We start from the raw sequence: 22376 nt of genomic DNA on the forward strand, positions 1-22376 counted from the left end.
TTCCCCCAGCCTCGCCGCCCCTTGCGCCACGAGGCTTTCATGACGGCGACCGCCCTTACCATCGCAGGATCCGACAGTGGCGGAGGCGCCGGCATCCAGGCCGACCTCAAGACCTTCTCGGCGCTTGGCGTCTATGGGGCCAGCGTCATCACCGCCGTGACCGCCCAGAACACCCAGGCCGTCACCGCCGTCCACGCGATCCCCGAGGATGTGGTCACCGCCCAGGTGGACGCCGTGCTGTCGGACATCCGCATCGACGCGATCAAGATCGGCATGCTGGGCACGGCAAGCCTGGTGCGCACCGTGGCCCGGGCGCTGGCGGATTACAGCGGCCCCGTGGTGCTGGACCCGGTGATGGTGGCCAAGTCGGGCGACAAGCTGCTGGCAGATGCCGCCGTCGATAGCCTGCGCACGGAATTGCTGCCCCGCGCCGATCTGCTGACCCCCAACCTGCCCGAAGCGGCCCACCTGCTGGGATACGACGAGGCCGCCGACACGCAAGAGATGGAACGCCAAGGCCGCGCCCTTCTGGATCTGGGCGCGCGCGGCGTGCTGATGAAGGGCGGTCACGCCAGCGGCGAGATATGCGTCGACCTGCTGATCCTGCCAGACCAGCCTGCCCTGCGGCTGACGGCCCCGCGTATCGACACCCGCAACACCCACGGCACGGGCTGCACCCTGTCCTCGGCCATCGCCGCCCGGCTGGCCCTGGGCGACGCGCTGCCCGAGGCGGTGAGCGCGGCGCACGGCTATCTGCAAGGGGCCATTCGTGCCGCCGACGCCCTCGGCATCGGCAAGGGCCACGGTCCGACCCATCACTTTCACGAAAGGTGGACGGCTTGACGGATATCTCGATCATCGGCGGCGGCGTCGCGGGCCTGTGCGTGGCGACCGAACTGGCCCGGCGCGGTCATGCCCTGACCCTGCACGACCCCGAGGGTGCCCCGGGCGCCCATGGCTGTTCGTGGTGGGCCGGCGGCATGCTGGCGCCCGAATGCGAATCCGAAAGCGCCGAGGAACCTGTGGTGCGCCTTGGCCGCCAGGCGGCCGACTGGTGGGCCCGCTCTGTCCCCGTCACCCGGGAGGGAACGCTGGTAGTGGCCCCGGCCCGCGACGGCGCCGACCTGCGCCATTTCGCGCGCCGGACCGAGGGGCACCGGCTGGTCGATGCCGAGGAGATCGCCACGCTTGAACCCGACCTCGGCACCCGGTTCCGCAGTGGTTTGCTTTTTGCCGACGAGGGGCACCTCGATCCGCGCAAGGCCCTCGGCCTTCTGCGGGCCGAGCTGGCCGCGAACCCGGCCGTCACCCTGTCCGACACGGCCGTCGACATGCCGCCGCCCGCCGACGGGCGCCTCTGGATCGATTGCCGCGGGCTGGCGGCCCGCGACGCGCTGCCCGACCTGCGCGGGGTGCGGGGCGAGATGATGATCCTGCGTTGCCCGGACGTGAACCTGCGCCGCACCGTGCGCATGCTGCACCCCCGCATCCCGATCTACATCGTGCCGCGCGGTGACGGGATCTACATGCTGGGCGCCACGATGATCGAGGCCGAGGACCGGCGCCAGGCGACCGCGCGCTCGGTCCTGGAACTGCTGAGCGCGGCCTACGCCCTTTCGCCTGCCTTCGGCGAGGCCGAGGTCCTCGAGATCGGCGTCGACCTGCGCCCCGCCTTCCCCGACAACTTGCCGCGGATCCGCCGCCGGGGCAATGTCATCCACGCCAACGGCCTCTACCGCCACGGCTATCTTCTCGCGCCCGCGCTGGCGCGACAGGTGGCCGATCTGGTCGAGACGGGCGCGAAACCGGAGTTCATGGATGAAGATAACGCTGAACGGAGAGACGCGGGAACTGGTCCCGCCCTATCCTACGCTTGACCGGCTGCTGGCAGACAGCGGCTTTTCCGGCACCATCGCGACGGCGGTGAACGAAGTGTTCGTCCCCGCCGCCGAGCGCGCCGAGACCCCCCTGCACGAGGGTGACCGGATCGAGGTTCTCGCCCCGATGCAGGGAGGCTGAGCATGCGCGACTTCTACGGCACCACGCTGGCCAACGGGCTGATGCTGGGCACGGCGCAATACCCCTCGCCCGCGATACTGGAACAGGCGTTCCGCGCCTCGGAGGCCGCGGTCGCCACCGTCTCGCTGCGCCGCGAGGGCGCAGGCGGCGCCGGACAGACCTTCTGGTCGCTGATCCGCGAGCTTGGCGTGCGGATCCTGCCCAATACCGCCGGCTGCCACACCGCCCGCGAGGCGATCACCACCGCCCAGATGGCGCGCGAGGTCTTCGACACGCCCTGGATCAAGCTGGAGGTCATCGGCGACACCGACACGCTGCAACCCGATGTCTTCGCCCTGGTCGAAGCCGCCGAAGAGCTGACGCGCCAGGGCTTCCAGGTCTTTCCCTATTGCACCGAGGATCTGATCGTGGCCGAGCGGCTGCTGGACGCGGGCTGCGAGGTGCTGATGCCCTGGGGCGCGCCCATCGGCTCGGGCCTCGGGCTGAACAACGAATACGGGCTGCGCAGCCTGCGCGCGCGCTTTCCGGACGTGCCCATGGTGGTCGATGCCGGCATCGGCCTGCCCAGCCACGCCGCCCGCGCGATGGAGCTTGGCTTTGACGCCGTGCTGCTGAACACCGCCGTCGCCAAGGCCGGCGACCCGGTCGCCATGGCCCGCGCCATGGCCCGTGCCATCGAGGCCGGCAGCCTGGCCTGCGCCGCCGACCCGATGGAGCCGCGGGACATGGCCGCCCCCTCCACCCCCGTCGTGGGAAAGGCATTCCTGGAATGACACTCGACCCCTTCTACCCGATCTTCGATCATGCCGACTGGCTGCGCCGGATGCTGCCGCTGGGCGTGCGGCTGGTGCAGCTACGTTTCAAGACGCCCGAGGGCGCGGCCCCCGACGAGGCCGAGATCGCAAGCCAGGTCGCCGAGGCCCGCGACCTCTGCCGGACCCATGGCGCGACCCTCGTCGTCAACGACCACTGGCAGCAGGCCATCGACGCGGGCTGCGACTGGATCCACCTTGGGCAGGAGGATCTGGACACCGCCGATCTGGCCGCGATCCGTCGCGCGGGCCTGAAGCTGGGGATCAGCACCCACGACCGCGCCGAGCTGGAGCGTGCCCTGTCGCTGAATGCGGATTACATAGCTCTGGGCCCGGTTTATCCGACGATCCTGAAGCAGATGAAATGGGATCCCCAAGGACCTAAGCGGGTCACGAAGTGGAAATCCCTGGTCGGAGATCGTCCCCTTGTCGCGATCGGCGGCATGACGATCGAGCGGGCGGCCATCGTCCGCGCCGCCGGGGCCGATGTGGTCTCGGTCGTGACCGACATTACCCTGAACGCCGACCCCGAGGGGCGGCTTCGCGACTGGATCGCGGCGACGAGATGAGCGGCGCAGAGCGATACCTGCGGCAGACCAACCTGCCCGAGGTCGGCGCCGCCGGCCAGGCGCGCCTGTCGTCGGCCCATGCGCTGGTGCTGGGCGCGGGCGGGCTGGCCGCGCCGGTGCTGCAATACCTTGCAGGTGCCGGGCTGGGTCGTCTGAGCATCATCGATCCCGACCGGGTGGAGCTGTCGAACCTGCACCGCCAGACCCTGTTCACCGAGGCCGACCAGGGCCGGCCCAAGGCCGAAGCCGCAGCCGCCTTCTGCACCCGGCTGAATGGCGATGTCCGGGCCGACGGGATCGTCGCCGCCTTCGATCCGGCCAGCGCCCCCGCCCTGGTGCAGGCCGCCGACCTGGTGCTGGACTGCACCGACAGCTTTGCGGCGAAATACGTGGCCTCCGACGCCTGCATGGCGGCTGGCAAGCCGCTCTTCAGCGCCTCGGTCCTGGGTCTGGACGGATACGCGGCGGGGTTCTGCGACGGGGCCCCTTCCTACCGCGCGCTTTTCCCCGAACTGCCCGAAAGCGCGCGCACCTGCGCCAGCGCCGGGGTGCTGGGCCCTGTGGTGGGGATGATCGGCAGCCTTCAGGCGCAGATGGCCATGACGTGGATCCTGGGGCTGGACCCCTCGCCCCTGGGTCAGTTCCTGCGCTACGAGGGCGGACCCATGCGGTTTTCATCCTTCCGCTTCGATGGGGCGCCCGAGCCTGCGGGCGGGCCGCGCTTCATCGCCCCCGGCCAGATCACCGAGGCGGACGACGTGCTGGACCTGCGCCCCGCGTCCGAGGCCCCGCACCCCGTCGCGCCCCACGCTAACCGCCGCGATGCCGAGGATACGTCGCCCCTGACCCCCCGGCCCGGTCGCCGGCTGGTGCTGGCCTGCCGCAGCGGCCTGCGCGCGGCCCGCGCGGCGCGGCATCTTCCCCCGGACTGGCAGGGCGAGGTGGTGCTTGTCGCCGCCGGCGATCCCCTTACCCATGACATGAATAGATCAGATCAACCAACTGGAAAGAAACAATGAAAAAGCTACTCGCTACTGTCTTCTGCCTGGCCGCCGCCCCGGCCTTCGCCCAGGACAAGATGACCGTCCTGCTGGACTGGTTCGTCAACCCCGACCACGGGCCGATCATCGTGGCGCAGGAAAAGGGCTACTTCGCGGATCAGGGGCTTGAGGTCGAGATCGTCGCCCCCGCCGACCCCTCGGCACCGCCCAAGCTGGTGGCTGCCGGTCAGGGCGATCTGGCGATCAGCTACCAGCCGCAGCTGCATCTTCAGGTGCAGGAAGGGCTGCCGCTGAAGCGCGTGGGCACGCTGGTCGCGACGCCCCTGAATTGCCTGCTGGTGCTCGAGGACGGGCCGATCAAGTCGCTGGCCGACCTCAAGGGCAAGAAGATCGGATATTCCGTCGCCGGCGTCGAAGAGGCCGTCCTGCAGGCCATGCTTGGCGGCCATGACGTCAGCCTTGACGATGTCGAGATGATCAACGTCAACTTCTCGCTCTCGCCCGCGCTGATGTCGGGTCAGGTCGACGCCGTGATCGGCGCCTTCCGCAACTTCGAGCTGAACCAGATGGATATCGAAGGCACCCAGGGCCGCTGTTTCTATATCGAGGAAGAGGGCGTGCCCTCGTATGACGAGCTGATCTATGTCGCCAACCCCGAGAAGATGGACACCGACAAGGTGCGCCGCTTCCTCGAGGCGACCGAGAAGGCGACCCAGTTCATCGTCAACAACCCCGAGGAAAGCTGGAAGCTGTTCTCGGGCACCTCGACCGAGCTTCAGGACGAACTGAACGAGCGTGCCTGGGCCGACACCCTGCCCCGCTTCGCCCTGCGCCCCGCCGCCTTCGACGCCGGCCGCTATGCGCGGTTCGAAACCTTCCTCGTTGAGTCGGGCCTGCTTGAAAAAACGCGCCCCGTCTCGGATCTGGCAATCGACGTGACCGCCGAGACGGCCGAGACGGCTGCCAAATGACGGCCAATGCCGATCAAAACGGAGGTCCGGCCTATGGCCGGGCCTTCGCGGACTGGCGCGGGGCCTGCACCGACGACTGGCGGGCCTATACCCGCCACGGATTCGTTCAGGGGCTGGGCGACGGCAGCCTGCCGCGGGCGGCCTTCATCCACTACCTGCGGCAGGACTACGTCTTTCTGCACCATTTCGCCCGCGCCTGGGCCCTGGGCATCGTGAAATCCGCCGACATCCACGAGATGCAGGCCTGCACCGCCACGGTGAACGCGCTGGTCCAGGACGAGATCCGCCTGCATGTCGAGGTCTGCGCCAAGGCCGGCATCGGTCTGGACGAGCTTGAGGCCACCGCCGAGGCCCCCGCCAACATGGCCTACACGCGCTACGTGCTCGAATCCGGCTACAGCGGCGACTTTCTGGACCTGATGGCGGCGCTGGCGCCCTGTGTTCTGGGCTATGGCGAGATCGGCGCACGGCTGGCGGCGGGCGATCCGGCCCCGGACTATGCCGAGTGGATCGGCACCTACGCCAGCGCCGAGTATCAGGGGCTTTGCCACGACGTGGGCGCGCTGATCGACCGCGCGGTCAAGATCCGGCTGGGCGACGAGCCGGCGGCTACGCCCCGCTGGCAGGCGCTGCAACACCGCTTCAAGACCGCCACCCGGCTCGAGGTCGCCTTTTGGGACATGGGGCTGCGGCCCGAATGACCCCCGCCCCCGGCATCACCCTTGCAGGCGAGGCGCGCATCGCCGGCCAGCCGCTTTTCGCGCCCCTGACGCTTGAGGTCGGGGCCGGGGTCTGGACCTGCCTGCTGGGTCCATCGGGGGTGGGCAAGACCACGATCCTGCGCCTGATCGCGGGGCTGGAGACGGGGGCCGATTTCACGGGCACGATCACGGCCAGCGACGGGCAGCCCCTGGCCGGGCGGGTGGCGCTGATGGCCCAGTCGGACCTGCTTCTGCCCTGGGCCAGCGCACTGGACAACGTCAGCCTGGGTGCGCGCCTGCGCGGCGAGCGGCGCGATCGGGACCGCGCCATGGAAATGCTCGAACGGGTCGGGCTGGAGGGGCTGCACGCCCGCAAGCCCGCCCGCCTGTCGGGCGGCCAGCGCCAGCGCGTGGCCCTGGCCCGCACCCTGCTGGAGGATCGTCCCGTGGTCCTGCTGGACGAACCGTTCTCGGCGCTCGATGCGCGCACCCGCTCCGAGATGCAGGACCTGGCGGCCGAGCTTCTGGCCGGGCGCACCGTGCTGCTTGTCACCCATGATCCGGCCGAGGCCGCCCGTCTGGGCCGGGCGATCCACGTCATGGGCACCGGCGGGCTGGAAACCGTCGAAAGCCTGCCCCCGCCCCACCCCCGGGCGGTCGACGACGCCGAGCTTCTGATGCTTCAGGGCCGCCTGCTGGCCCGGCTGCGCCAGCAGCACGCCGATGCCCCCGGGCAGGACCTGCCATGAGGCGCGCATCCCGCATCGCCGCCGTGGTCCTGACCCTGCTGGCCCTGTGGCAGGGGATCGTCTGGCTGACGGGCCTGCCGCCCTTCATCCTGCCGCCGCCCCTGCAGGTGGCACAGACATTCTGGGCCAGCCGCGCCCTCATTGGCGAACATGCCCTCGTCACCCTGACCGAGATTGCCATCGGCTTCGTGATCGGCGCGGGCCTCGGGGCGGTGACGGCGATCTGGCTGGCCTTTTCAGCCAGCGCGCGGCTGCTGCTGGGGCCGGTGCTGGTCTTCAGCCAGGCGCTGCCGGTCTTTGCCCTGGCACCGATCCTGACGCTCTGGCTGGGTTATGGGCTGTGGTCCAAGATCGCCATGGCGGTGCTGATCATCTATTTCCCGGTGACGACCAACTTTCTCGACGGGTTGATGCGCACGCCGGCCGGCTACCTGGACCTCGCGCGCACCATGGGGGCGTCGCGGCCGCGGGTGATGTTTCACCTGCGCATCCCGGCGGCATTGCCCTCCCTTGCCTCGGGGCTGAAGCTGGCGGCGGTCTACGCGCCCATCGGGGCGGTGATCGGCGAATGGGTCGGATCCAGCCAGGGGCTGGGCTATCTGATGCTGCTGGCGAACGGTCGGGCCAAGACCGACCTGATGTTCGCGGCGATGCTGACGCTGGGGGTGATGTCGATTCTGATCTACCTGGCCGCCGACGCCCTGGCCCGGCGGGTGGGGCGCGACTGATCCCGTCTGTCCCGGCGCGCCCCCATGCCTGACGCAACGTCGTCGTGGCATTTCGGCCAGAAATCCAACCCGCCCTATTCCTGCCTCAATTGCGCCCCGCGCCGGCTGCAATCGGGTGTGCACGATTGCAACAGGCGCCAGTCAGAAGCGCCGGGGAGGAACCATCAGCAAGGACTCAGGTTGGTCCTTCAAAGGAGCAGACATCATGACCTCCAGAACCACCACCGGCATGGCCGGCCAGACCACCCCCCGCGAGGCCGAGGCCCGCAGCTACCGCCCCGCCCCCAACCCCAAGGTGCCGGGGACCAAGGCAAAGCCCACGTTCACCTTCACGGACTGGGCCAGCATCTGAACCGTCGCCCCGGCGACGACGAGAGTTTTCCGCACGGGCCCCTGCCATCGGGCCCTGGCGCAGACGGGTCCCGGGCGTAACGCCGGACCCTTGTCAGCATAGATCCGGCGTTGGCCCGGATCCCGCGGCGGTCGTCCGACCGCCCTCGCCCCGCAGCGGGGCGAAAGAACGGCCCCGGGCGCGCGCCTGCCAATTGGCAACGCCACCCTTCCGCCGAGGCCCCACGGCATCCCGCCGGTCGATGCCTGCAAAAAGGCCGCCCGCCCGGCACGGAACCGCCGACCACCCCCCGCGTTGGTCCGATGAACAAGCATCGGAGCCGTCAATGGATCTTATCCGCATCCTCATCGCCATTCTGCTGCCGCCGCTGGGGGTTTTCCTTCAGGAAGGGCTCGGCAAGCATTTCTGGCTCAACATTCTTCTCACCCTTCTTGGTTACATCCCGGGGATCGTCCATGCCGTCTACATCATCGCCCGCAAATGATCCCCGCGCCACCGGCGCCGCCTATTACGATCCTGCCACCCACAGCCCGCACCATGCCAAGCTGGAGCGGCTGGAAAAGCTTGCCGGGACGATGGACAGCTTCATGCGCATTCCGGGCACGGGCATCCGCCTGGGCCTCGACAGTCTTCTGGGCCTGATCCCGGGGGTCGGCGACGCGGCCGCCCTGGGGCCCGCGGGCTACATCGTCTATTCGGCCCACCAGATGGGCGCGCCCAAGTCGGCCTTGGCTAAGATGACGGTCAACATCGGCATCGACGCGCTGATCGGTTCGATCCCGCTGATCGGTGACATCTTCGACGTGGGCTGGAAGGCCAACCGCCGCAACGTCGCCCTTCTGCGCAAGCATCTTGAAGAGGCTGAACGCAAAGAGGGCCGCGTCATCGACGCGACCCCCGTCGGGCGGGTCTGAGCCCACCCTGAATTCCGTGGCGGCCCTTCGGGGCCGCCCGTCATCGCCTTAGCCGACGATTTCGAGACCCGAGAAGAAGAACGAGATCTCTTCCTTGGCGGTCTCGGCGGCGTCCGAACCGTGGACCGAGTTCTCGCCGACCGACTCGGCGAACTCGGCGCGGATGGTGCCGGCAGCGGCGTCGGCGGGGTTGGTCGCGCCCATCACTTCGCGGTTCTTGGCGATCGCGCCTTCACCTTCCAGCACCTGAGCCACAACGGGACCCGAGGCCATGAACTCGCACAGCTCGTCATAGAAGGGACGCTCGGCGTGCACTTCGTAGAACTTGCCGGCCTGTGCCTTGGTCAGGTGCAGGCGCTTTTGTGCGACGATGCGCAGGCCGGCATCCTCGAACTTGGCGTTGATCTTGCCGGTCAGGTTGCGCTTGGTGGCGTCGGGCTTGATGATGGAAAGCGTGCGTTCGGTAGCCATGTGCTGTCTCTTTCGCTGATCGGGCCGGCCCCATCGCCCGCCCTTCGAATTCGGCGCTGCCCTAGCATGGCCCGGCGGGCTTTGAAAGCGGGGATATGCAGGCGCGATTGACGCCACCCCGCGCCTCGGGCAAAGGGGGCGGATGCTCAGAATTGAAAACATCTCCTACTCGATCGAGGGGCGTCCGCTCCTGCACCAGGCCTCGGCCGTCATCCCCACCGGGCACAAGGTCGGGATCGTCGGGCGCAACGGCACGGGCAAGACCACGCTGTTCAAGCTGATCCGGGGGGAGCTGTCGCTGGACGATGGCGAGATCACCCTGCCCTCGCGCGCCCGCATCGGCGGCGTGGCACAGGAGGTCCCCTCGTCCGAGACCTCGCTGCTGGACACGGTGCTGGCGGCCGATACCGAGCGCGCGTCGCTTCTGGCCGAGGCCGAGACCGCCACCGATCCCAACCGCATTGCCGAGGTTCAGACCCGGCTTGCCGACATCGACGCCTGGTCCGCCGAGGCGCGCGCCGCGACCATCCTCCAGGGCCTGGGGTTCGACACAAAGGCGCAGGCGATGCCCTGCTCGGCCTACTCGGGCGGCTGGCGGATGCGGGTGGCGCTGGCGGCGGTTCTGTTCTCGGCCCCCGACTTCCTGCTGCTGGACGAACCGACCAACTACCTCGACCTCGAAGGGGCGCTGTGGCTGGAGACTTACCTCGCCCGCTATCCCCATACGGTGCTGATCGTCAGCCACGATCGCGGCCTTCTGAACCGCGCCGTGGGATCGATCCTGCATCTCGAGGATCGCAAGCTGACCCTCTACCCGGTGCCTTACGATCTGTTCGCCCAGCAGCGCGCGCAGCGCCTGGCGCTGGCCGAGTCGGAGATGCGCAAGCAGGAGGCGCGGCGCCAGCACATGCAGGCCTTCGTCGACCGCTTCCGCTACACGGCCTCCAAGGCCCGTCAGGCCCAGTCGCGCCTGAAGATGCTGGAAAAGATGCAGCCCATCTCGACCCCCGAGGAGGCCCGATCGCGCAGCTTCACCTTCCCCACGCCCGAAGAGTTGTCGCCGCCGATCATCGCGCTGGAACAAGGGGTTGTGGGCTATGACGGCAAGCCGGTCCTGAGCAATCTGAACCTGCGCATCGACCCCGACGACCGCATCGCCCTGCTGGGCCGCAACGGCGAGGGCAAGTCGACCCTGTCGAAGATGCTGGCCGGCAGGCTGGAGCTGATGGACGGCAAGCGGGTCAGCAGCTCGAAGCTGCGGATCGGCTATTTCGCCCAGCACCAGCTGGACGAGCTGGACGCCGGCGCAACCCCCATCGCCCACGTCATGCGCCGGCTGAAGGACGTGCCGCCCCCCAAGGCCCGCGCGCGGCTGGCGGGCTTTGGCCTTGGCGCGGCCCAGGCCGACACCGAGGTGGGGCGCCTTTCGGGGGGCCAGAAGGCGCGGCTGTCGCTGCTGATGGCGACGCTCGACAACCCGCACATGCTGATCCTCGACGAGCCGACCAACCACCTCGACATCGAAAGCCGCGAGGCCCTGGTCGAGGCGCTGACCGCCTATACCGGCGCCGTCATCCTGGTCAGCCACGACATGCATCTGCTGTCGATGGCGGCCGACCGGTTGTGGCTGGTCCAGGGCGGTCGCGTCACCCCCTACGAAGACGACTTGGAAGCCTATCGCAAGATGCTTCTGTCGGGCGACAAGTCCCAGTCGGGGCATAATGCGAAACCTGAGAAGCCCGCCGCAAGCCCTGACAAGCAAAAGCAGAAAGCCAAACGCGCACCCCGCGACCGGGTGCTGGCCCTGCGCGCCGAGGTGCGCAAATGCGAAGAGCGGGTCGAGAAGCTGGCCGACATGCGCCAGCGCATCGAACGGCGCCTGGCCGACCCCAAGATGTACGAGAAATCCACCCCCGACGAGATCGAGAACTGGAAGCGCAAATATGCCGAGGTCGTGGACGGGGTCGCCCGGGCCGAGGCCCTTTGGGTAAGCGCATTGGAAAAGCTTGAAACCGCCGAGGCCTGAGACATGGACATCACCTTCCTCATCACGGCCTTCACGACGCTTTTCGTCATCATCGACCCCATCGGCCTGACGCCGGTGTTCGTGGCGCTGACCCAGGGCCACACCCGGGCCGCCCGCCGGGCCATCGCCGTGCGCGCCTGCCTGCTGGCGATGGTTCTTCTGACCGCCTTTGCCCTCTTTGGCGAGGCGCTTTTGGGGTTCGTCGGCATCTCCATGCCCGCCTTCCGCATCGCCGGGGGCATCCTTCTGTTCCTGACCGCCCTCGACATGCTGTTCGAGCGCCGGGCGCGCCGGCGCGAGGATTCGGTTGACGAGGTGCCGGATCCTTCGGTCTTTCCCCTTGCCATCCCGTTGATCGCGGGCCCCGGCGCCATCGCCTCGATGATCCTGCTGACCGATGGCGCCATCGCCCGCAGTGGCACGGGCGACACGGGCGCCATGGTGCTGGCCTTCGGCGCGGTGATCCTGGTCATGTGCCTGGTGGTCTCGGCGGCGCTGGTGATGTTCCTTTCGGCCGCGATTTTCGAGCGTTTGCTGGGCAAGACGGGCATCAACGTCGTGACCCGCCTGCTGGGGATGCTGCTGGCCGCGCTGTCGGTGCAGTTCGTGGCCGACGGCATTCGCGAATTATCGCTTATCGGCTGATTTCGCTGTCGCCCGGCGGGGCACATGGGTTAAGGTCATGGCATCCGAATGGGGGTCACATGACAGGCGACAACCTGGCCGAACTTGGTTATTTCGTGCTGCTCGGCGGGGTGATCCTGGGATATTTCCTGATCAGCAACCGTCACGCGCTGGCCAAACTTTTTCAGTTCGGCATGCTCTGGGGCGTTATTTTCGTAGGCGTCGTAGCCCTTGCCGGGCTGTGGGACGACCTTGAACGCCGCGTCGTGCCACGCCAGGCGGTTTTCGCCAGCGAGGGCCGCATCGAGGTGCCGGTCAACCGCGACGGACATTTCTACCTTACGCTCGAGGTCGGCGACACACCGATCCGCTTCGTCATCGACACCGGCGCGACCGACGTGGTCCTCAGCCGCGACGATGCCGAGCGGCTGGGCTTCGACATGAGCACGCTGGGTTTCGCCGGCGAGGCGCGCACCGCCAACGGCCGGGTCCGCACCGCGCGGGTCGAGCTTGAGAATGTGGGCGTGGGCGATCTGCGCGATTCCACCCTGCCGGCCTATGTCAACGAGGGGGAGATGGACACCTCCCTGCTGGGCATGGCCTATCTCAAGCGTTTCGAGAAGGTCGAGATCAGCAAAAAGACCATGGTTCTCAAGCGCTAAGCCTGAAGCCAATCGCGCGCCGAGTTAGCCCGCGGCCTTCGCGCCGCCCGATTCCGCCTTCTTCTCCCACTTGCCCGATTCCTGGCTCCAGTACTGGGCCGCGGCACCCGCGCCCGTCAGGCTGCGCCACTGGTTGCGGGCGGTCTCCAGCGCGGCGGCATCGCCGCCGTCGAAGATCACGCAGACACGGGCATACTCGTCCAGTTCATCGGGGGTGACGGGGGCGCCCTCGACGCTCATCAGGCACTGGGGCTCGTTGGCCGCGCGGCCTGCCCCGGTGCCCAGCAGCACCGGCTGGTGACGGTCATGGGGGCCGCCCTCAAGCCCGTGGGGCAGAAACCCGTCGGCCGGGCCCTGCCACAGCTTGTCGTCCAGCCATGTCAGGAACCCCTCGGTCCGCCCCCGGATCGCCACCGGCCAGCCCTGGCCGCGCGCCGCGCCGATCAGCTTGGGCAGCGCCGCCTCCAGCGGCTCGCGCGTCAGGTGGTAGAAAAAGACGCTGCCCATGGTGCGATCAGCCCTCGTAATAGTCGCGGATCATCCGGTCGAGGGCGCGCACGCCCCAGCCCGTCGCCCCCTTGGGCGCGAAATCCGTCTCGGTCTTGACCGAGGCGGTGCCCGCGATGTCGAGGTGGATCCACGGCACGTCCGGCTTGACGAAACGCTGCAAGAACTGGGCCGCGGTGATCGACCCGGCCGCCCGGCCGCCGACGTTCTTGATATCGGCGATGTCGGATTTGATCAGCTTGTCATAGCCATCCGACAGCGGCATGCGCCAGGCGCCCTCGCCCTCGTCCCCGGCTGCCTTGAGGAAGGCGTTGCAAAGCGTGTCGTCATTCGAGAAGACGCCGGCGTTCTCGTGGCCCAGGCCGATGATGATCGCGCCCGTCAGCGTCGCCAGATCGACAATGCCCGAGGGTTTGAACCGCTCCTGCGCGTACCAGAGCACGTCGGCCAGGACCAGGCGGCCCTCGGCGTCGGTGTTGATGACCTCGATCGTGTCGCCCTTCATCGAGGTGACGACATCGCCCGGGCGCTGCGCCTTGCCGTCGGGCATGTTCTCGACCAGGCCGATGAGGGCGACCACATTGGCGCGCGCCTTGCGGCTGGCCAGGGCGTGCATGACACCCGCCACGACACCGGCACCGCCCATGTCCATGGTCATGTCCTCCATCCCCGCCGCGGGCTTCAGCGAAATGCCGCCCGTGTCGAAGACGACGCCCTTGCCGACCAGGGCGAAGGGCGCGCCGCCCTTCTCGCCGCCCTGCCATTCGATCACCGCCACCTTGGACGGGCTGTCGGACCCCTGGCCCACGCCCAGCAGCGCGCCCATGCCCAGCTTCTCCAGCTCGGGCTCTTCCAGGATCTCGACCTTGGCGCCCAGCGCCTCCAGCTTCTGAAGCCGCTCGGCAAAGCTGGTGGTGGTCAGGATGTTCGAGGGGGCGCTGACCAGATCGCGGGTCAGGAAGACGCCTTCGGCCACGGCGCGCATGTCGGCGAAACGCTCGGCCTCGGCCTCGGGCTCGGTGCACAGCACACGGGCATCGCGCGCCTCGGCGGCGCCGTTGTCGTCGCGGGTCTTGTGATCTGTGAAGGCATAGGCCCGCAGCGCCACGCCATAAGCGACATCAGCAAGGGCGTACTTGCCGTCAGCCAGCACCGTCAGCGGCGCACCGGCCATGAACTTGGCCAGGGTCGCGCCGGCCTTGCGGGCGGGTGCGGGCGCCTTGGGACGCCGGTCCAGCTTGACCAGCATGACCGCCTCGGCCTCCATCCCCGACGGGTAGGCAAAGCCGTGGCCCTCACCCTCCTTCAGCTTCTCGAAGCCTTCGGAGGCGAGAAACCGCTCAAGCGCGCCGCGGGTCAGCCGGTTCACCCGCCGCCCGGCCCGGTCAAGTTTGCCGTCGCAGGTGGCAAAGACAGCCAACCGGCCCTGGGTTTTCTGAATGGCATCGGTGTCCAGCGTGTCGAAACTGACGGCTACGGGTTTGGTCATGGAACCTCCTGAAACTCTGTTGCGTCAGTGATAGTGCCCCGCCCCGCCCTTGGCCAGTTACCAGTTTTCGCGCTGGGGCAATTGGGTTAGGTTCGCGGCCAGAGCAGCAACCGCCGGGGGGATCCTTGCGCACCTTCGACAGATACATGCTGTCGCAACTGACGGTCACCTTCGCCTTTTTCGCGCTGATCCTGGTAGCGGTCTACTGGGTGAACCGCGCGATTTCCCTGTTCGACCGTCTGATCTCGGACGGGCAGACCGCGTGGGTGTTCCTTCAGTTCACGGCCCTGACCCTTCCCAACGTGATCCTGCTGGTGCTGCCGGTCGCCGCGTTCGTGGCGACGCTTTACGTGACCAACCGCGTGATCTCGGAAAGCGAGTTCGTGGTGATGCAGTCGGCCGGCATGTCGCCCTATCGCCTTGTGCGGCCCGCTCTGGTCTTCGGGCTGGGCGTGACGCTGGTGATGTCGATCCTGGCCCATGTTCTGGTTCCCCTCAGCCGGGTCGAGATCGGGCGCATGCAGGCCCGCGTCGCCCAGGACGTGACCGCGCAGCTTCTGACCGAGGGGCAGTTCCTGCACCCCGCCGACGGTGTCACCCTCTACATCCGCGAGATCACCGAGCGGGGAGAGCTTCGGGACATCCTGCTGGCCGACCAGAGCAGCGAGAAGGTCGACGTTCTCTACCTCGCCGACCGGGCACTGGTGGTGCGGGCCGAGGAAGGGCCGCAGCTTGTGATGTTCGACGGCATGTCCCAGACCCTGCGCCTGCCCGATCAGCGGCTTTCCACCGTCGCCTTCAAGGATTTCTCCTATGACCTGAGCGGGTTCCTCGAGGAAGGGGGCATCGGCCGCCCCGACCTGCGGTTCCTGCCGACGAGCGAGCTTCTGGCCGCCAGCCCCGCGTCCCGCGCGGCGACCGGAAAATCCCGCGCCGCCTTCCTGACCGAGGCCCATTCGCGCATCGCACAGCCCTTCCTGGGCCTGTCGCTGGCGGTGATCGGGGCCTCGGCGCTGTTGTTGGGCGGGTTCAGCCGCTTCGGTGTCACACGCCAGATCCTTGTGGCGGTCTTCGCGGTGATCGCGCTGCAACTGCTCAACAACCTGGCGGTGGATGCCGCCACCACCGACGAGACCATGTGGCCCACCCTCTACATGCCGCCGATCGTCGGGCTGCTCTTTGCGCTGGGGGTGCTGTGGCTGGCCGCGCGCCCGGCCCTTTTCGTGCGCCGCAGCGCGGATGCGGCCCCCGCACCGGAGGCCGCGCCATGATCCTGCACCTCTATTTCATGCGGAAATTCCTGAAGAACTTCCTGATCGTGCTGGCCGTGTTCGTGGCGATCACCGTCCTGGCCGATATGGTCGAGCAGATCCGCCGCTTCGAAAGCGATGCGGTCGGTCTGGGCGAGGCGCTTCAGCTTGCCTTGCTCAACACCCCCGCCAACCTTTACCGGATCCTGCCGCTGCTGGTGATCCTGTCGACGCTCAGCCTCTTTCTGGGCCTTGCCCGCACCTCCGAGCTGGTGGTGACGCGCGCCGCCGGCCGCTCGGCGCTGCGCAGCCTGGCCGCGCCGGTGATCGCCGCCCTCGGGCTGGGGATCTTCGCCGTCGCCGTCATCAATCCGATCGTCGCCGGCACGCTGAAACAGTCCGAGTTGATCGCCGACCGCTTCGCCAACGGCAACGCCAGCGTGCTGTCGATCAGCCGCGAGGGGCTATGGCTGCGTCAGGGCAACGCTGAGGGGCAGACCGTGATCCATGCCCAGCGCGCCAACCTTGACGGAACCGAGATGATCGGCGTCAGCTTCCTGGCCTTCGGGCGCGATGCCGGCCCCCTATACCGGGTCGAGGCGCAGCGCGCCGAGCTGACCGAAGGCGCTTGGAACGTGATCGACGGCAAGCGCTGGGAGTTCCCGGATGTCGAAAACCCCGAGGCCCAGGCGCGCCGCTTCGAGACCCTGCGCATCCCCTCGGACCTGACCCGCGATGCGATCCGCGAAAGCTTCGGCACGCCCTCGGGCATTCCGATCTGGCAATTGCCCGAATTCATCGAGCGGATGGAGAAAGCGGGCTTCTCTGCCCGTCAGCACCGAGTCTGGTTCTGGATGGAGATGGCGCACCCGCTGCTGCTGGTGGCGATGGTGCTGATCGCGGCGGGCTTTACCATGCGCCACACCCGCTTCGGGCGGACCGGCGTCATGCTGCTGATGGCCTTGCTGCTCGGATTCGGGATTTTCTTTCTGAAGAATTTCGCGCAGATCCTTGGCGAGAACGGGCAGATCCCCGTGCTGCTTGCCGCGTGGGCGCCGCCCGTGGCGGGCATCATGCTTTCGCTCGGCCTGCTATTCCATACCGAGGACGGCTGATGCGCCTGCGACGATCCCTTTGCCTTGCCCTTCTGATGTCCCTGGCCCCCGGCCTCGGGGCGGATCCGGGGACATGGGGGCCGGGAAGCGCCGCCCTTGCACAGCAGGCGTCCCAACCCGCGACCCTGCTGGCCGACAGCGTCCGCATCACCGGCCAGCAGACCATCATCGCCCGCGGCAATGTCGAGGTGCTGCATCAGGGCACACGCCTGCGCGCCCAGGCGATCAGCTATGACGGCGTCAGCGAACGTCTGTCGATCGAGGGGCCGATCTACCTGACCGATGGGCCCGACACGGTGCTGGTGGCCGATGCCGCCGGGCTGGACCGGGACCTTCAGGACGGCATCCTGACCGGCGCGCGGCTGGTGCTGAACCAGCAGCTTCAGATCGCGGCGGTCGAGGCCAACCGCATCGGCGGCCGTTATACCCAGCTTTACAAGACCGTCGCCTCGTCCTGCCAGGTCTGTGCCGACCGCCCCGTGCCCCTGTGGCAGATCCGGGCCGAGGAGATCGTCCACGACAGCGAGACGCGCCAGATCTATTTCCGCAACGCCCAGTTCCGGGTCGCGGATGTGCCGGTCTTCTACCTGCCCCGCCTGCGCCTGCCCGACCCGACGCTGAAACGCTCCACCGGGTTTCTGGTGCCCTCGTTCCGCACCACCAGCGTTCTGGGCACCGGCATCAAGATCCCCTATTTCATCGCCATCGGGCAGGACAAGGACCTGACCCTGACGCCCTACCTGACCACCTCGGGGTCGCGCACCCTCGAGGCGCGCTATCGCCAGGCCTTCACCTGGGGCGAGATCGAGGTCGAGGGCGCCTATACCGATGACGAGCTGCGCCCCGCCGAGGGGTCGCGCGGGTATCTCTTCGCCACCGGCAACGCCCGCCTGCCCCAGGATTTCCGGCTGATCTTCGATGTCGAGCGGGTCAGCGACCCGGAATACCTGCTGCAATACGGCTATCCCAACAAGGACCGGCTGGACAGCGAGGTGCGCATCACCCGCACCCGCCGTGACCAGCACATCAACCTGCGCGTGGTCGAGTTCGAGTCGCTGCGCACCGGCGAGGACAACAGCCTTCTGCCGACGCTGGTCGGGGACATTGACTACCACAAGCGGTTTTCCCCCGACGTGATCGGCGGCCAGGTCAACCTGCGCTTCCAGCTGCACGGCCATTACCGGGAGTCGGATGCCGACAGGATCGGCCGCGACGTGCAGCGCAGTTCGGCGCGGCTGGAGTGGAAACGAAGCTGGACGTTGAACAACGGCATGGTCGCCGCCCTCCATGCACGGGGCGCCGCCGACCTTTACGGCATCTTTCAGGACAGCAGCTTTCGCCGCGAGGAGCTGCGCACCGCCGCCTTCGGCGCGGCCGAGCTGCGCTGGCCGCTGGAGCGACAGACCGCCCGCGCCCGCCACTTGCTGGAGCCCGTGGCACAGCTGGTCTGGTCGCCCCGCTCGACCGTCAGCGTTCCCAACGAGGATTCGGTCGTTGTCGAGTTCGACGAGGGCAACCTGTTCTCGCTGGGCCGCTTTCCCGGCTATGACCGCTATGAGCAGGGCACGCGCCTGAACCTGGGCCTGTCCTATACCCGATACGATCCCGCCGGCTGGTCCACCGGTGTGACCGTGGGCCGGGTGGTGCGCATGCGGGACCTGGGTCAGTTCACCGAGGGTTCGGGGCTGAGCGGACAGGCCTCGGACTGGCTGGTCACGACCCATATCGGTGGGTTGGGCGGGCTGAGCCTGTTGAACCGCGCCCTCTTCGGTGACGACCTGTCGCCCGACAAGAACGAGCTGCGCCTGGCCTATGCCGGCCGGAGGGGCGAGCTGGCAGCCAGCTACATCTGGCTTGAGGCTGACCCGGCCGAGTCCCGCCCCTCGGACACGAGCGAGCTTACCATGACCGGCAAGCTCGGGATCGGCCGCCAGTGGGTCGCCTCGACCGAGCTGCGCTACGACTTCGAGGCCAACCGCCCCAGCCGCGCGGGGCTTGGCTTGGGCTACCGAAACGAGTGCGTCACGATTGATCTTTCGGTCTCGCACCGTTACGCCTCGTCTACGAGCAGTTCGGCGGATACGGACCTTGGCCTTCAGGTCTCGCTGAACGGTTTCGGCGCCAAGAACGACGGACGCGCCTACCGGCGCAGCTGCATGAACTAGGTTTTGGGTGAAGCGGAAGATCATGAAACTTAAACACATCCTCGCAGCCGCCCTGGCCCTGACCGTCGGTCCGGCCTTCCTCTCGGATCCGGTGCTGACGGGTGCGCCCGCGACGGCCCCCGCCGCGCTGTCGGAGTCGGGCGCCGCCCTTGCCGGCCCCTTCTCGCCGGTCATCACCGTCGATGGCCGCGCCATCACCGAATACGAGCTGTCCCAGCGCATCCGCTTCCTGACCCTCCTGCGCACCCCCGGCGATCCCGCCGAGGAGGCCCGCACCACCCTGATCAACGAACGCCTCTACGAGCTGGCGGCCCAGCGCGCCAAGATCACCGTCACTGACGAAGAGCTGCGCACCGGCATGGAAGAGTTCGCCGGCCGCGCCAACCTGGCGCTGCCCCAGTTCCTCCAGGCGATCGGCAGCGGCGGCATCTCCGAAGAGACGTTCCGCGCCTTCGTCCGCGCGGGCCTGCTGTGGCGCAACGTGGTGCGCGCGCGTTTCGGCCCCCGCGCGGCCCAGGTCGACGAGCGCGATATCAGCAACCTGATCAATCTCGCCCCCTCCTCGGCTGGCGCCCGCGTGCTGCTGTCCGAACTGGTGCTGCCCGCCACCCCCGAAACCGCGGCACAAAGCCAGGCCCTGGCCGAGCGGCTTCAGCGCGAGATCAAGTCCGAGGTGGCCTTCGCCCGCGCCGCCCGCGAATTCTCGGTCTCTCCCACCGCCGGGCGCGGTGGCAAGCTTGAGTGGATCCCGCTCGCCAACCTGCCGCCGGCGCTGGCGCCGGTGATCCTGTCGCTGTCGCCGGGCCAGGTCTCGCCCCCCGTGCCGGTGACCAATGCCATCGTGCTGTTCCAGCTCCGCGCCCTCGACGAGGTCGATGGCGGGCTGCCCAAGGGCGTGAAGGTGGATTACGCCGTGCTCAGCGTGGCCGGGACCGATCCCGCCCAGGCCCAGGCCGCCGTGATGCAGGTCGCCCGCAGCGCCGACACCTGCAACGACCTCTATGGCCTGGTGAAAGGGCGCCCCGGCATGAAGCTGGTGCGCGAGACCCGTGCGATGTCCCAGGTGCCGAACGACATCGGGATCCAGCTTGCCCGCCTTGACGCCGACGAAAGCTCGGTCGCGCTGACCCGCGACGGCGGCCGCACGCGGACGCTGGTAATGCTGTGCGAGCGGATCGTCTCGGAGGCCGATGACGCGCGCAAGACCGAGGTGCGCGGCGCGCTGGTCAACCGGCGCCTAGGCACCCTGGCCGAGAACTACCTGGCAGAGCTTCGCGCCCAGGCCATCATCGTCGAGAAATGAACGTCCCCGCATCGAGGGGCCGGGATGGCCCGACACCGGACAAGGCCGCCGACGGCGCCGAGGCCGCGCCCGAGGCCGATCTGGAACTGTCCGAACCCAGCGACGATCTGCCGGTCGCCCTGACATCCGGTGATCCGGCCGGTATCGGCCCCGAGATCGCCGTCGCGGCGCGCCTGGCCCTGGGCGCCGAGGTGCCTTTCTTCTACATCGGCGACCCCGCCCACCTGCCCGAAGGCACCGCCCTGGCCGAGATCGCGGCCCCCGCCGAGGCGCTGCTGGTGGCGCCCGACACGCTGCCGGTCCTGGTGCAGGAATTCGCGGCCCCCGCCCGCCCCGGCACCCTGGACCCGGCCAATGCCGCCGGCACCATCGCCGCCATCCGCCGCGCCGTCGAACTGGTGCGCGACGGCCAGGCCTCTGCCGTCTGCACCAATCCGATCCACAAGAAGGCGCTGAAGGACGGCGCCGATTTCCCCTACCCGGGCCATACCGAGTTCCTGGCCGCGCTGGCGGGGATCGACCGGGTGGTGATGATGCTGGCCAGCGACGCGCTTCGGGTCGTGCCGGTCACCATCCACATTCCCCTGTCGGAGGTGACCGCCGCGCTGACGCCCGAGCTGCTGGAAGAGACCTTGCGCATCACCCATGCCGGGCTGATCCGCGATTTCGGCATCGCAGCACCCCGCATCGCCGTGGCCGGGCTGAACCCCCACGCCGGCGAGGGGGGCGCCATGGGCCACGAGGAAAGCACGCTGATCGCGCCGGTGCTGGATCGCCTGCGCGCCGAGGGGATGGAGCTGAGCGGCCCCGCTTCGGCGGATACGATGTTCCACGCCCCTGCCCGCGCCCGCTATGACGCGGCCGTGGCCATGTACCACGACCAGGCGCTGATCCCGATCAAGACGCTGGATTTCGACCGCGGTGTCAACGTGACCCTCGGGCTGCCCTTCGTGCGCACCTCGCCCGATCACGGCACGGCGCTGGACATTGCCGGGCAAGGCGTCGCCTCGGCCAGCAGCCTTGTCGAGGCGCTGCGCATGGCCCACCGGATGGGCCGCAACCGCAGGCAGGCCGCCTGATGGCCGCCGACGATCCGCTTCCCCCGCTGCGCCAGGTGATCGCGGCCCACGGGCTGTCGGCGCGCAAGTCACTGGGACAGAACTTTCTGCTGGACCTGAACCTGACGGCCAAGATCGCCCGGCAGGCCGGCGATCTTGCAGGCTCGGACGTGCTGGAGGTGGGTCCCGGCCCGGGCGGTCTGACCCGGGGCCTGCTGGCCGAGGGGGCGCGCAAGGTGCTGGCGATCGAGAAGGACAGCCGCTGCCTGCCGGCGCTGGAAGAGATTTCGGCGGCCTACCCCGGTCGGTTGGAGGTGCTGAACGCCGACGCGCTGGAGATCGACCCCACCGCCCACCTGACCGCGCCCATCCGGGTGGTGGCCAACCTGCCCTACAACGTCGGCACCGAGCTGCTGGTGCGCTGGCTGACACCGCGCGACTGGCCCCCGTTCTGGAGCAGCCTGACCCTGATGTTCCAGAAAGAGGTGGCCGAGCGTATCGTCGCCCGGCCCGGATCGAAGGCCTACGGGCGTCTGGCCCTCCTGGCCCAATGGCGGGCCGATCCGGCCATCGTCATGCACCTGCCGCCACAGGCTTTCATCCCCGCGCCCAAGGTCCATTCCGCCGTGGTCCACCTGACCCGGCTGGACGCGCCCCGGTATCCCGCCGACGCGGCGATCCTGTCGCGCATCACCAAGGCCGCCTTTGGACAGCGCCGCAAGATGCTGCGCGCCAGCCTGAAGGGCACGGTGCCGGACGTGGAGAACGTCTTGAGGGACGTGGGCATCGACCCCACCGCCCGGGCCGAGACGCTGGACCTCGAAGCCTTCTGCGCCCTGGCCCGCCGGGTCGAGGAGCTGTCGCAAGGCTGACCCCGTTTCGGGGCCACT

General features: G+C 68.5%; 25 protein-coding genes. 22 read left to right on the plus strand and 3 right to left on the minus strand.

Annotated elements, in window-relative coordinates; all coding sequences use genetic code 11:
• The first annotated feature begins 39 nt into the window (after positions 1-39).
• The 13 genes from thiD to CLV77_RS09415 all read left to right on the plus strand — a co-directional run bounded on the left by thiD (position 40) and on the right by CLV77_RS09415 (position 8816).
• Positions 40-843 (plus strand): bifunctional hydroxymethylpyrimidine kinase/phosphomethylpyrimidine kinase, encoded by an 804-nt coding sequence (gene thiD, locus CLV77_RS09360; RefSeq protein WP_076980789.1) that lies wholly within the window; start codon positions 40-42, stop codon positions 841-843.
• On the plus strand, positions 840-1877 hold the full coding sequence (locus tag CLV77_RS09365; protein ID WP_076981217.1) for an FAD-dependent oxidoreductase: 1038 nt from the start codon (positions 840-842) through the stop codon (positions 1875-1877). Before thiD ends, CLV77_RS09365 begins: the two co-directional genes overlap by 4 nt.
• Positions 1819-2019 carry a sulfur carrier protein ThiS gene (gene thiS / locus CLV77_RS09370; RefSeq protein ID WP_076980788.1) on the plus strand — a complete coding sequence of 67 codons (201 nt, stop codon included), beginning with the start codon at positions 1819-1821 and terminating at the stop codon, positions 2017-2019. Before CLV77_RS09365 ends, thiS begins: the two co-directional genes overlap by 59 nt.
• A 2-nt stretch (positions 2020-2021) precedes the next feature.
• Positions 2022-2792: a thiazole synthase gene (locus tag CLV77_RS09375; RefSeq protein ID WP_076980787.1), complete on the plus strand. Its 771-nt coding sequence runs from the start codon at positions 2022-2024 to the stop codon at positions 2790-2792.
• Positions 2789-3400 (plus strand): thiamine phosphate synthase, encoded by a 612-nt coding sequence (locus tag CLV77_RS09380; RefSeq protein WP_076980786.1) that lies wholly within the window; start codon positions 2789-2791, stop codon positions 3398-3400. The genes CLV77_RS09375 and CLV77_RS09380 overlap by 4 nt, the downstream gene beginning before the upstream one ends.
• Positions 3397-4419, plus strand: coding sequence for a HesA/MoeB/ThiF family protein (locus CLV77_RS09385; RefSeq protein WP_076980785.1), 1023 nt, complete (start codon positions 3397-3399; stop codon positions 4417-4419). Before CLV77_RS09380 ends, CLV77_RS09385 begins: the two co-directional genes overlap by 4 nt.
• The gene (locus CLV77_RS09390) at positions 4416-5372 is read left to right on the plus strand and encodes an ABC transporter substrate-binding protein (protein WP_076980784.1); all 957 of its coding nucleotides are present in this window, start codon (positions 4416-4418) and stop codon (positions 5370-5372) included. Before CLV77_RS09385 ends, CLV77_RS09390 begins: the two co-directional genes overlap by 4 nt.
• Positions 5369-6073 (plus strand): thiaminase II, encoded by a 705-nt coding sequence (gene tenA / locus CLV77_RS09395; RefSeq protein WP_076980783.1) that lies wholly within the window; start codon positions 5369-5371, stop codon positions 6071-6073. Before CLV77_RS09390 ends, tenA begins: the two co-directional genes overlap by 4 nt.
• Entirely contained in the window at positions 6070-6822 is a 753-nt protein-coding gene (locus CLV77_RS09400) for an ABC transporter ATP-binding protein (RefSeq protein WP_076980782.1), read from the plus strand. Before tenA ends, CLV77_RS09400 begins: the two co-directional genes overlap by 4 nt.
• On the plus strand, positions 6819-7550 hold the full coding sequence (locus CLV77_RS09405; RefSeq protein ID WP_076980781.1) for an ABC transporter permease: 732 nt from the start codon (positions 6819-6821) through the stop codon (positions 7548-7550). The genes CLV77_RS09400 and CLV77_RS09405 overlap by 4 nt, the downstream gene beginning before the upstream one ends.
• Before the next feature lie 205 nt (positions 7551-7755).
• Positions 7756-7902 (plus strand): hypothetical protein, encoded by a 147-nt coding sequence (locus CLV77_RS16350; RefSeq protein WP_157802036.1) that lies wholly within the window; start codon positions 7756-7758, stop codon positions 7900-7902.
• A gap of 325 nt (positions 7903-8227) precedes the next feature.
• Positions 8228-8386, plus strand: coding sequence for a YqaE/Pmp3 family membrane protein (locus tag CLV77_RS09410; RefSeq protein WP_076980780.1), 159 nt, complete (start codon positions 8228-8230; stop codon positions 8384-8386).
• Positions 8358-8816, plus strand: a complete 459-nt coding sequence (locus tag CLV77_RS09415) for a DUF4112 domain-containing protein (protein ID WP_083707858.1) — start codon at positions 8358-8360, stop codon at positions 8814-8816. Before CLV77_RS09410 ends, CLV77_RS09415 begins: the two co-directional genes overlap by 29 nt.
• Before the next feature lie 48 nt (positions 8817-8864).
• Here CLV77_RS09415 and ndk read toward each other — a convergent pair whose 3' ends face one another.
• The gene (ndk, locus tag CLV77_RS09420; protein ID WP_076980778.1) at positions 8865-9287 is read right to left on the minus strand and encodes a nucleoside-diphosphate kinase; all 423 of its coding nucleotides are present in this window, start codon (positions 9285-9287) and stop codon (positions 8865-8867) included.
• A 142-nt stretch (positions 9288-9429) separates the two neighbouring features.
• On the opposite strand from ndk, the gene CLV77_RS09425 reads away from it, so the two are divergent.
• The 3 genes from CLV77_RS09425 to CLV77_RS09435 are packed head-to-tail and all read left to right on the plus strand — an operon-like array spanning position 9430 to position 12599.
• Positions 9430-11313: an ABC-F family ATP-binding cassette domain-containing protein gene (locus CLV77_RS09425; protein ID WP_076980777.1), complete on the plus strand. Its 1884-nt coding sequence runs from the start codon at positions 9430-9432 to the stop codon at positions 11311-11313.
• Positions 11314-11316: 3 nt separating this feature from the next.
• Entirely contained in the window at positions 11317-11958 is a 642-nt protein-coding gene (locus tag CLV77_RS09430) for a MarC family protein (protein ID WP_076980776.1), read from the plus strand.
• 59 nt (positions 11959-12017) lie between these two features.
• Positions 12018-12599 carry a retropepsin-like aspartic protease family protein gene (locus tag CLV77_RS09435; protein WP_076980775.1) on the plus strand — a complete coding sequence of 194 codons (582 nt, stop codon included), beginning with the start codon at positions 12018-12020 and terminating at the stop codon, positions 12597-12599.
• A 24-nt stretch (positions 12600-12623) separates the two neighbouring features.
• Here the strand turns inward: CLV77_RS09435 and CLV77_RS09440 are convergent, their stop codons facing one another.
• Both CLV77_RS09440 and CLV77_RS09445 read right to left on the minus strand, forming a co-directional pair.
• Complete coding sequence (locus CLV77_RS09440) at positions 12624-13106, minus strand: DNA polymerase III subunit chi (RefSeq protein ID WP_076980774.1); 483 nt, start codon at positions 13104-13106, stop codon at positions 12624-12626.
• 7 nt (positions 13107-13113) lie between these two features.
• Entirely contained in the window at positions 13114-14595 is a 1482-nt protein-coding gene (locus CLV77_RS09445) for a leucyl aminopeptidase (protein WP_076980773.1), read from the minus strand.
• A 125-nt stretch (positions 14596-14720) separates the two neighbouring features.
• On the opposite strand from CLV77_RS09445, the gene lptF reads away from it, so the two are divergent.
• Genes lptF through rsmA form a run of 6 tightly spaced genes read left to right on the plus strand, consistent with a single transcriptional unit; the run spans position 14721 to position 22358 of the window.
• Positions 14721-15866 carry an LPS export ABC transporter permease LptF gene (gene lptF / locus CLV77_RS09450; protein WP_100053032.1) on the plus strand — a complete coding sequence of 382 codons (1146 nt, stop codon included), beginning with the start codon at positions 14721-14723 and terminating at the stop codon, positions 15864-15866.
• Complete coding sequence (gene lptG, locus CLV77_RS09455) at positions 15863-16960, plus strand: LPS export ABC transporter permease LptG (protein ID WP_076980771.1); 1098 nt, start codon at positions 15863-15865, stop codon at positions 16958-16960. Before lptF ends, lptG begins: the two co-directional genes overlap by 4 nt.
• A 35-nt stretch (positions 16961-16995) precedes the next feature.
• Positions 16996-19125: an LPS-assembly protein LptD gene (locus CLV77_RS09460; RefSeq protein WP_170043955.1), complete on the plus strand. Its 2130-nt coding sequence runs from the start codon at positions 16996-16998 to the stop codon at positions 19123-19125.
• Positions 19126-19147: 22 nt separating this feature from the next.
• A complete protein-coding gene (locus CLV77_RS09465) occupies positions 19148-20428 on the plus strand; it encodes a peptidylprolyl isomerase (RefSeq protein WP_143815085.1) in 1281 nt (426 codons plus the stop codon).
• Entirely contained in the window at positions 20425-21507 is a 1083-nt protein-coding gene (pdxA, locus tag CLV77_RS09470; RefSeq protein ID WP_083707855.1) for a 4-hydroxythreonine-4-phosphate dehydrogenase PdxA, read from the plus strand. Before CLV77_RS09465 ends, pdxA begins: the two co-directional genes overlap by 4 nt.
• A complete protein-coding gene (rsmA, locus tag CLV77_RS09475) occupies positions 21507-22358 on the plus strand; it encodes a 16S rRNA (adenine(1518)-N(6)/adenine(1519)-N(6))-dimethyltransferase RsmA (protein ID WP_076980770.1) in 852 nt (283 codons plus the stop codon). Before pdxA ends, rsmA begins: the two co-directional genes overlap by 1 nt.
• Positions 22359-22376: the final 18 nt, after the last annotated feature.

The organism is Brevirhabdus pacifica, assembly GCF_002797755.1.
GTDB lineage: Bacteria > Pseudomonadota > Alphaproteobacteria > Rhodobacterales > Rhodobacteraceae > Brevirhabdus > Brevirhabdus pacifica.

Bases quoted from the DNA above. Each gene is read 5' to 3' on its own strand.
- thiD (WP_076980789.1), top strand. From the start codon at position 40: ATGACGGCGACCGCCCTTACCATCGCAGGATCCGACAGTGGCGGAGGC.
- thiS (WP_076980788.1), top strand. From the start codon at position 1,819: ATGAAGATAACGCTGAACGGAGAGACGCGGGAACTGGTCCCGCCCTAT.
- CLV77_RS09375 (WP_076980787.1), top strand. From the start codon at position 2,022: ATGCGCGACTTCTACGGCACCACGCTGGCCAACGGGCTGATGCTGGGC.
- CLV77_RS09380 (WP_076980786.1), top strand. From the start codon at position 2,789: ATGACACTCGACCCCTTCTACCCGATCTTCGATCATGCCGACTGGCTG.
- CLV77_RS09385 (WP_076980785.1), top strand. From the start codon at position 3,397: ATGAGCGGCGCAGAGCGATACCTGCGGCAGACCAACCTGCCCGAGGTC.
- CLV77_RS09390 (WP_076980784.1), top strand. From the start codon at position 4,416: ATGAAAAAGCTACTCGCTACTGTCTTCTGCCTGGCCGCCGCCCCGGCC.
- tenA (WP_076980783.1), top strand. From the start codon at position 5,369: ATGACGGCCAATGCCGATCAAAACGGAGGTCCGGCCTATGGCCGGGCC.
- CLV77_RS09400 (WP_076980782.1), top strand. From the start codon at position 6,070: ATGACCCCCGCCCCCGGCATCACCCTTGCAGGCGAGGCGCGCATCGCC.
- CLV77_RS09405 (WP_076980781.1), top strand. From the start codon at position 6,819: ATGAGGCGCGCATCCCGCATCGCCGCCGTGGTCCTGACCCTGCTGGCC.
- CLV77_RS16350 (WP_157802036.1), top strand. From the start codon at position 7,756: ATGACCTCCAGAACCACCACCGGCATGGCCGGCCAGACCACCCCCCGC.
- CLV77_RS09410 (WP_076980780.1), top strand. From the start codon at position 8,228: ATGGATCTTATCCGCATCCTCATCGCCATTCTGCTGCCGCCGCTGGGG.
- CLV77_RS09415 (WP_083707858.1), top strand. From the start codon at position 8,358: ATGCCGTCTACATCATCGCCCGCAAATGATCCCCGCGCCACCGGCGCC.
- ndk (WP_076980778.1), bottom strand. From the start codon at position 9,287: ATGGCTACCGAACGCACGCTTTCCATCATCAAGCCCGACGCCACCAAG.
- CLV77_RS09425 (WP_076980777.1), top strand. From the start codon at position 9,430: ATGCTCAGAATTGAAAACATCTCCTACTCGATCGAGGGGCGTCCGCTC.
- CLV77_RS09430 (WP_076980776.1), top strand. From the start codon at position 11,317: ATGGACATCACCTTCCTCATCACGGCCTTCACGACGCTTTTCGTCATC.
- CLV77_RS09435 (WP_076980775.1), top strand. From the start codon at position 12,018: ATGACAGGCGACAACCTGGCCGAACTTGGTTATTTCGTGCTGCTCGGC.
- CLV77_RS09440 (WP_076980774.1), bottom strand. From the start codon at position 13,106: ATGGGCAGCGTCTTTTTCTACCACCTGACGCGCGAGCCGCTGGAGGCG.
- CLV77_RS09445 (WP_076980773.1), bottom strand. From the start codon at position 14,595: ATGACCAAACCCGTAGCCGTCAGTTTCGACACGCTGGACACCGATGCC.
- lptG (WP_076980771.1), top strand. From the start codon at position 15,863: ATGATCCTGCACCTCTATTTCATGCGGAAATTCCTGAAGAACTTCCTG.
- CLV77_RS09460 (WP_170043955.1), top strand. From the start codon at position 16,996: ATGTCCCTGGCCCCCGGCCTCGGGGCGGATCCGGGGACATGGGGGCCG.
- CLV77_RS09465 (WP_143815085.1), top strand. From the start codon at position 19,148: ATGAAACTTAAACACATCCTCGCAGCCGCCCTGGCCCTGACCGTCGGT.
- pdxA (WP_083707855.1), top strand. From the start codon at position 20,425: ATGAACGTCCCCGCATCGAGGGGCCGGGATGGCCCGACACCGGACAAG.
- rsmA (WP_076980770.1), top strand. From the start codon at position 21,507: ATGGCCGCCGACGATCCGCTTCCCCCGCTGCGCCAGGTGATCGCGGCC.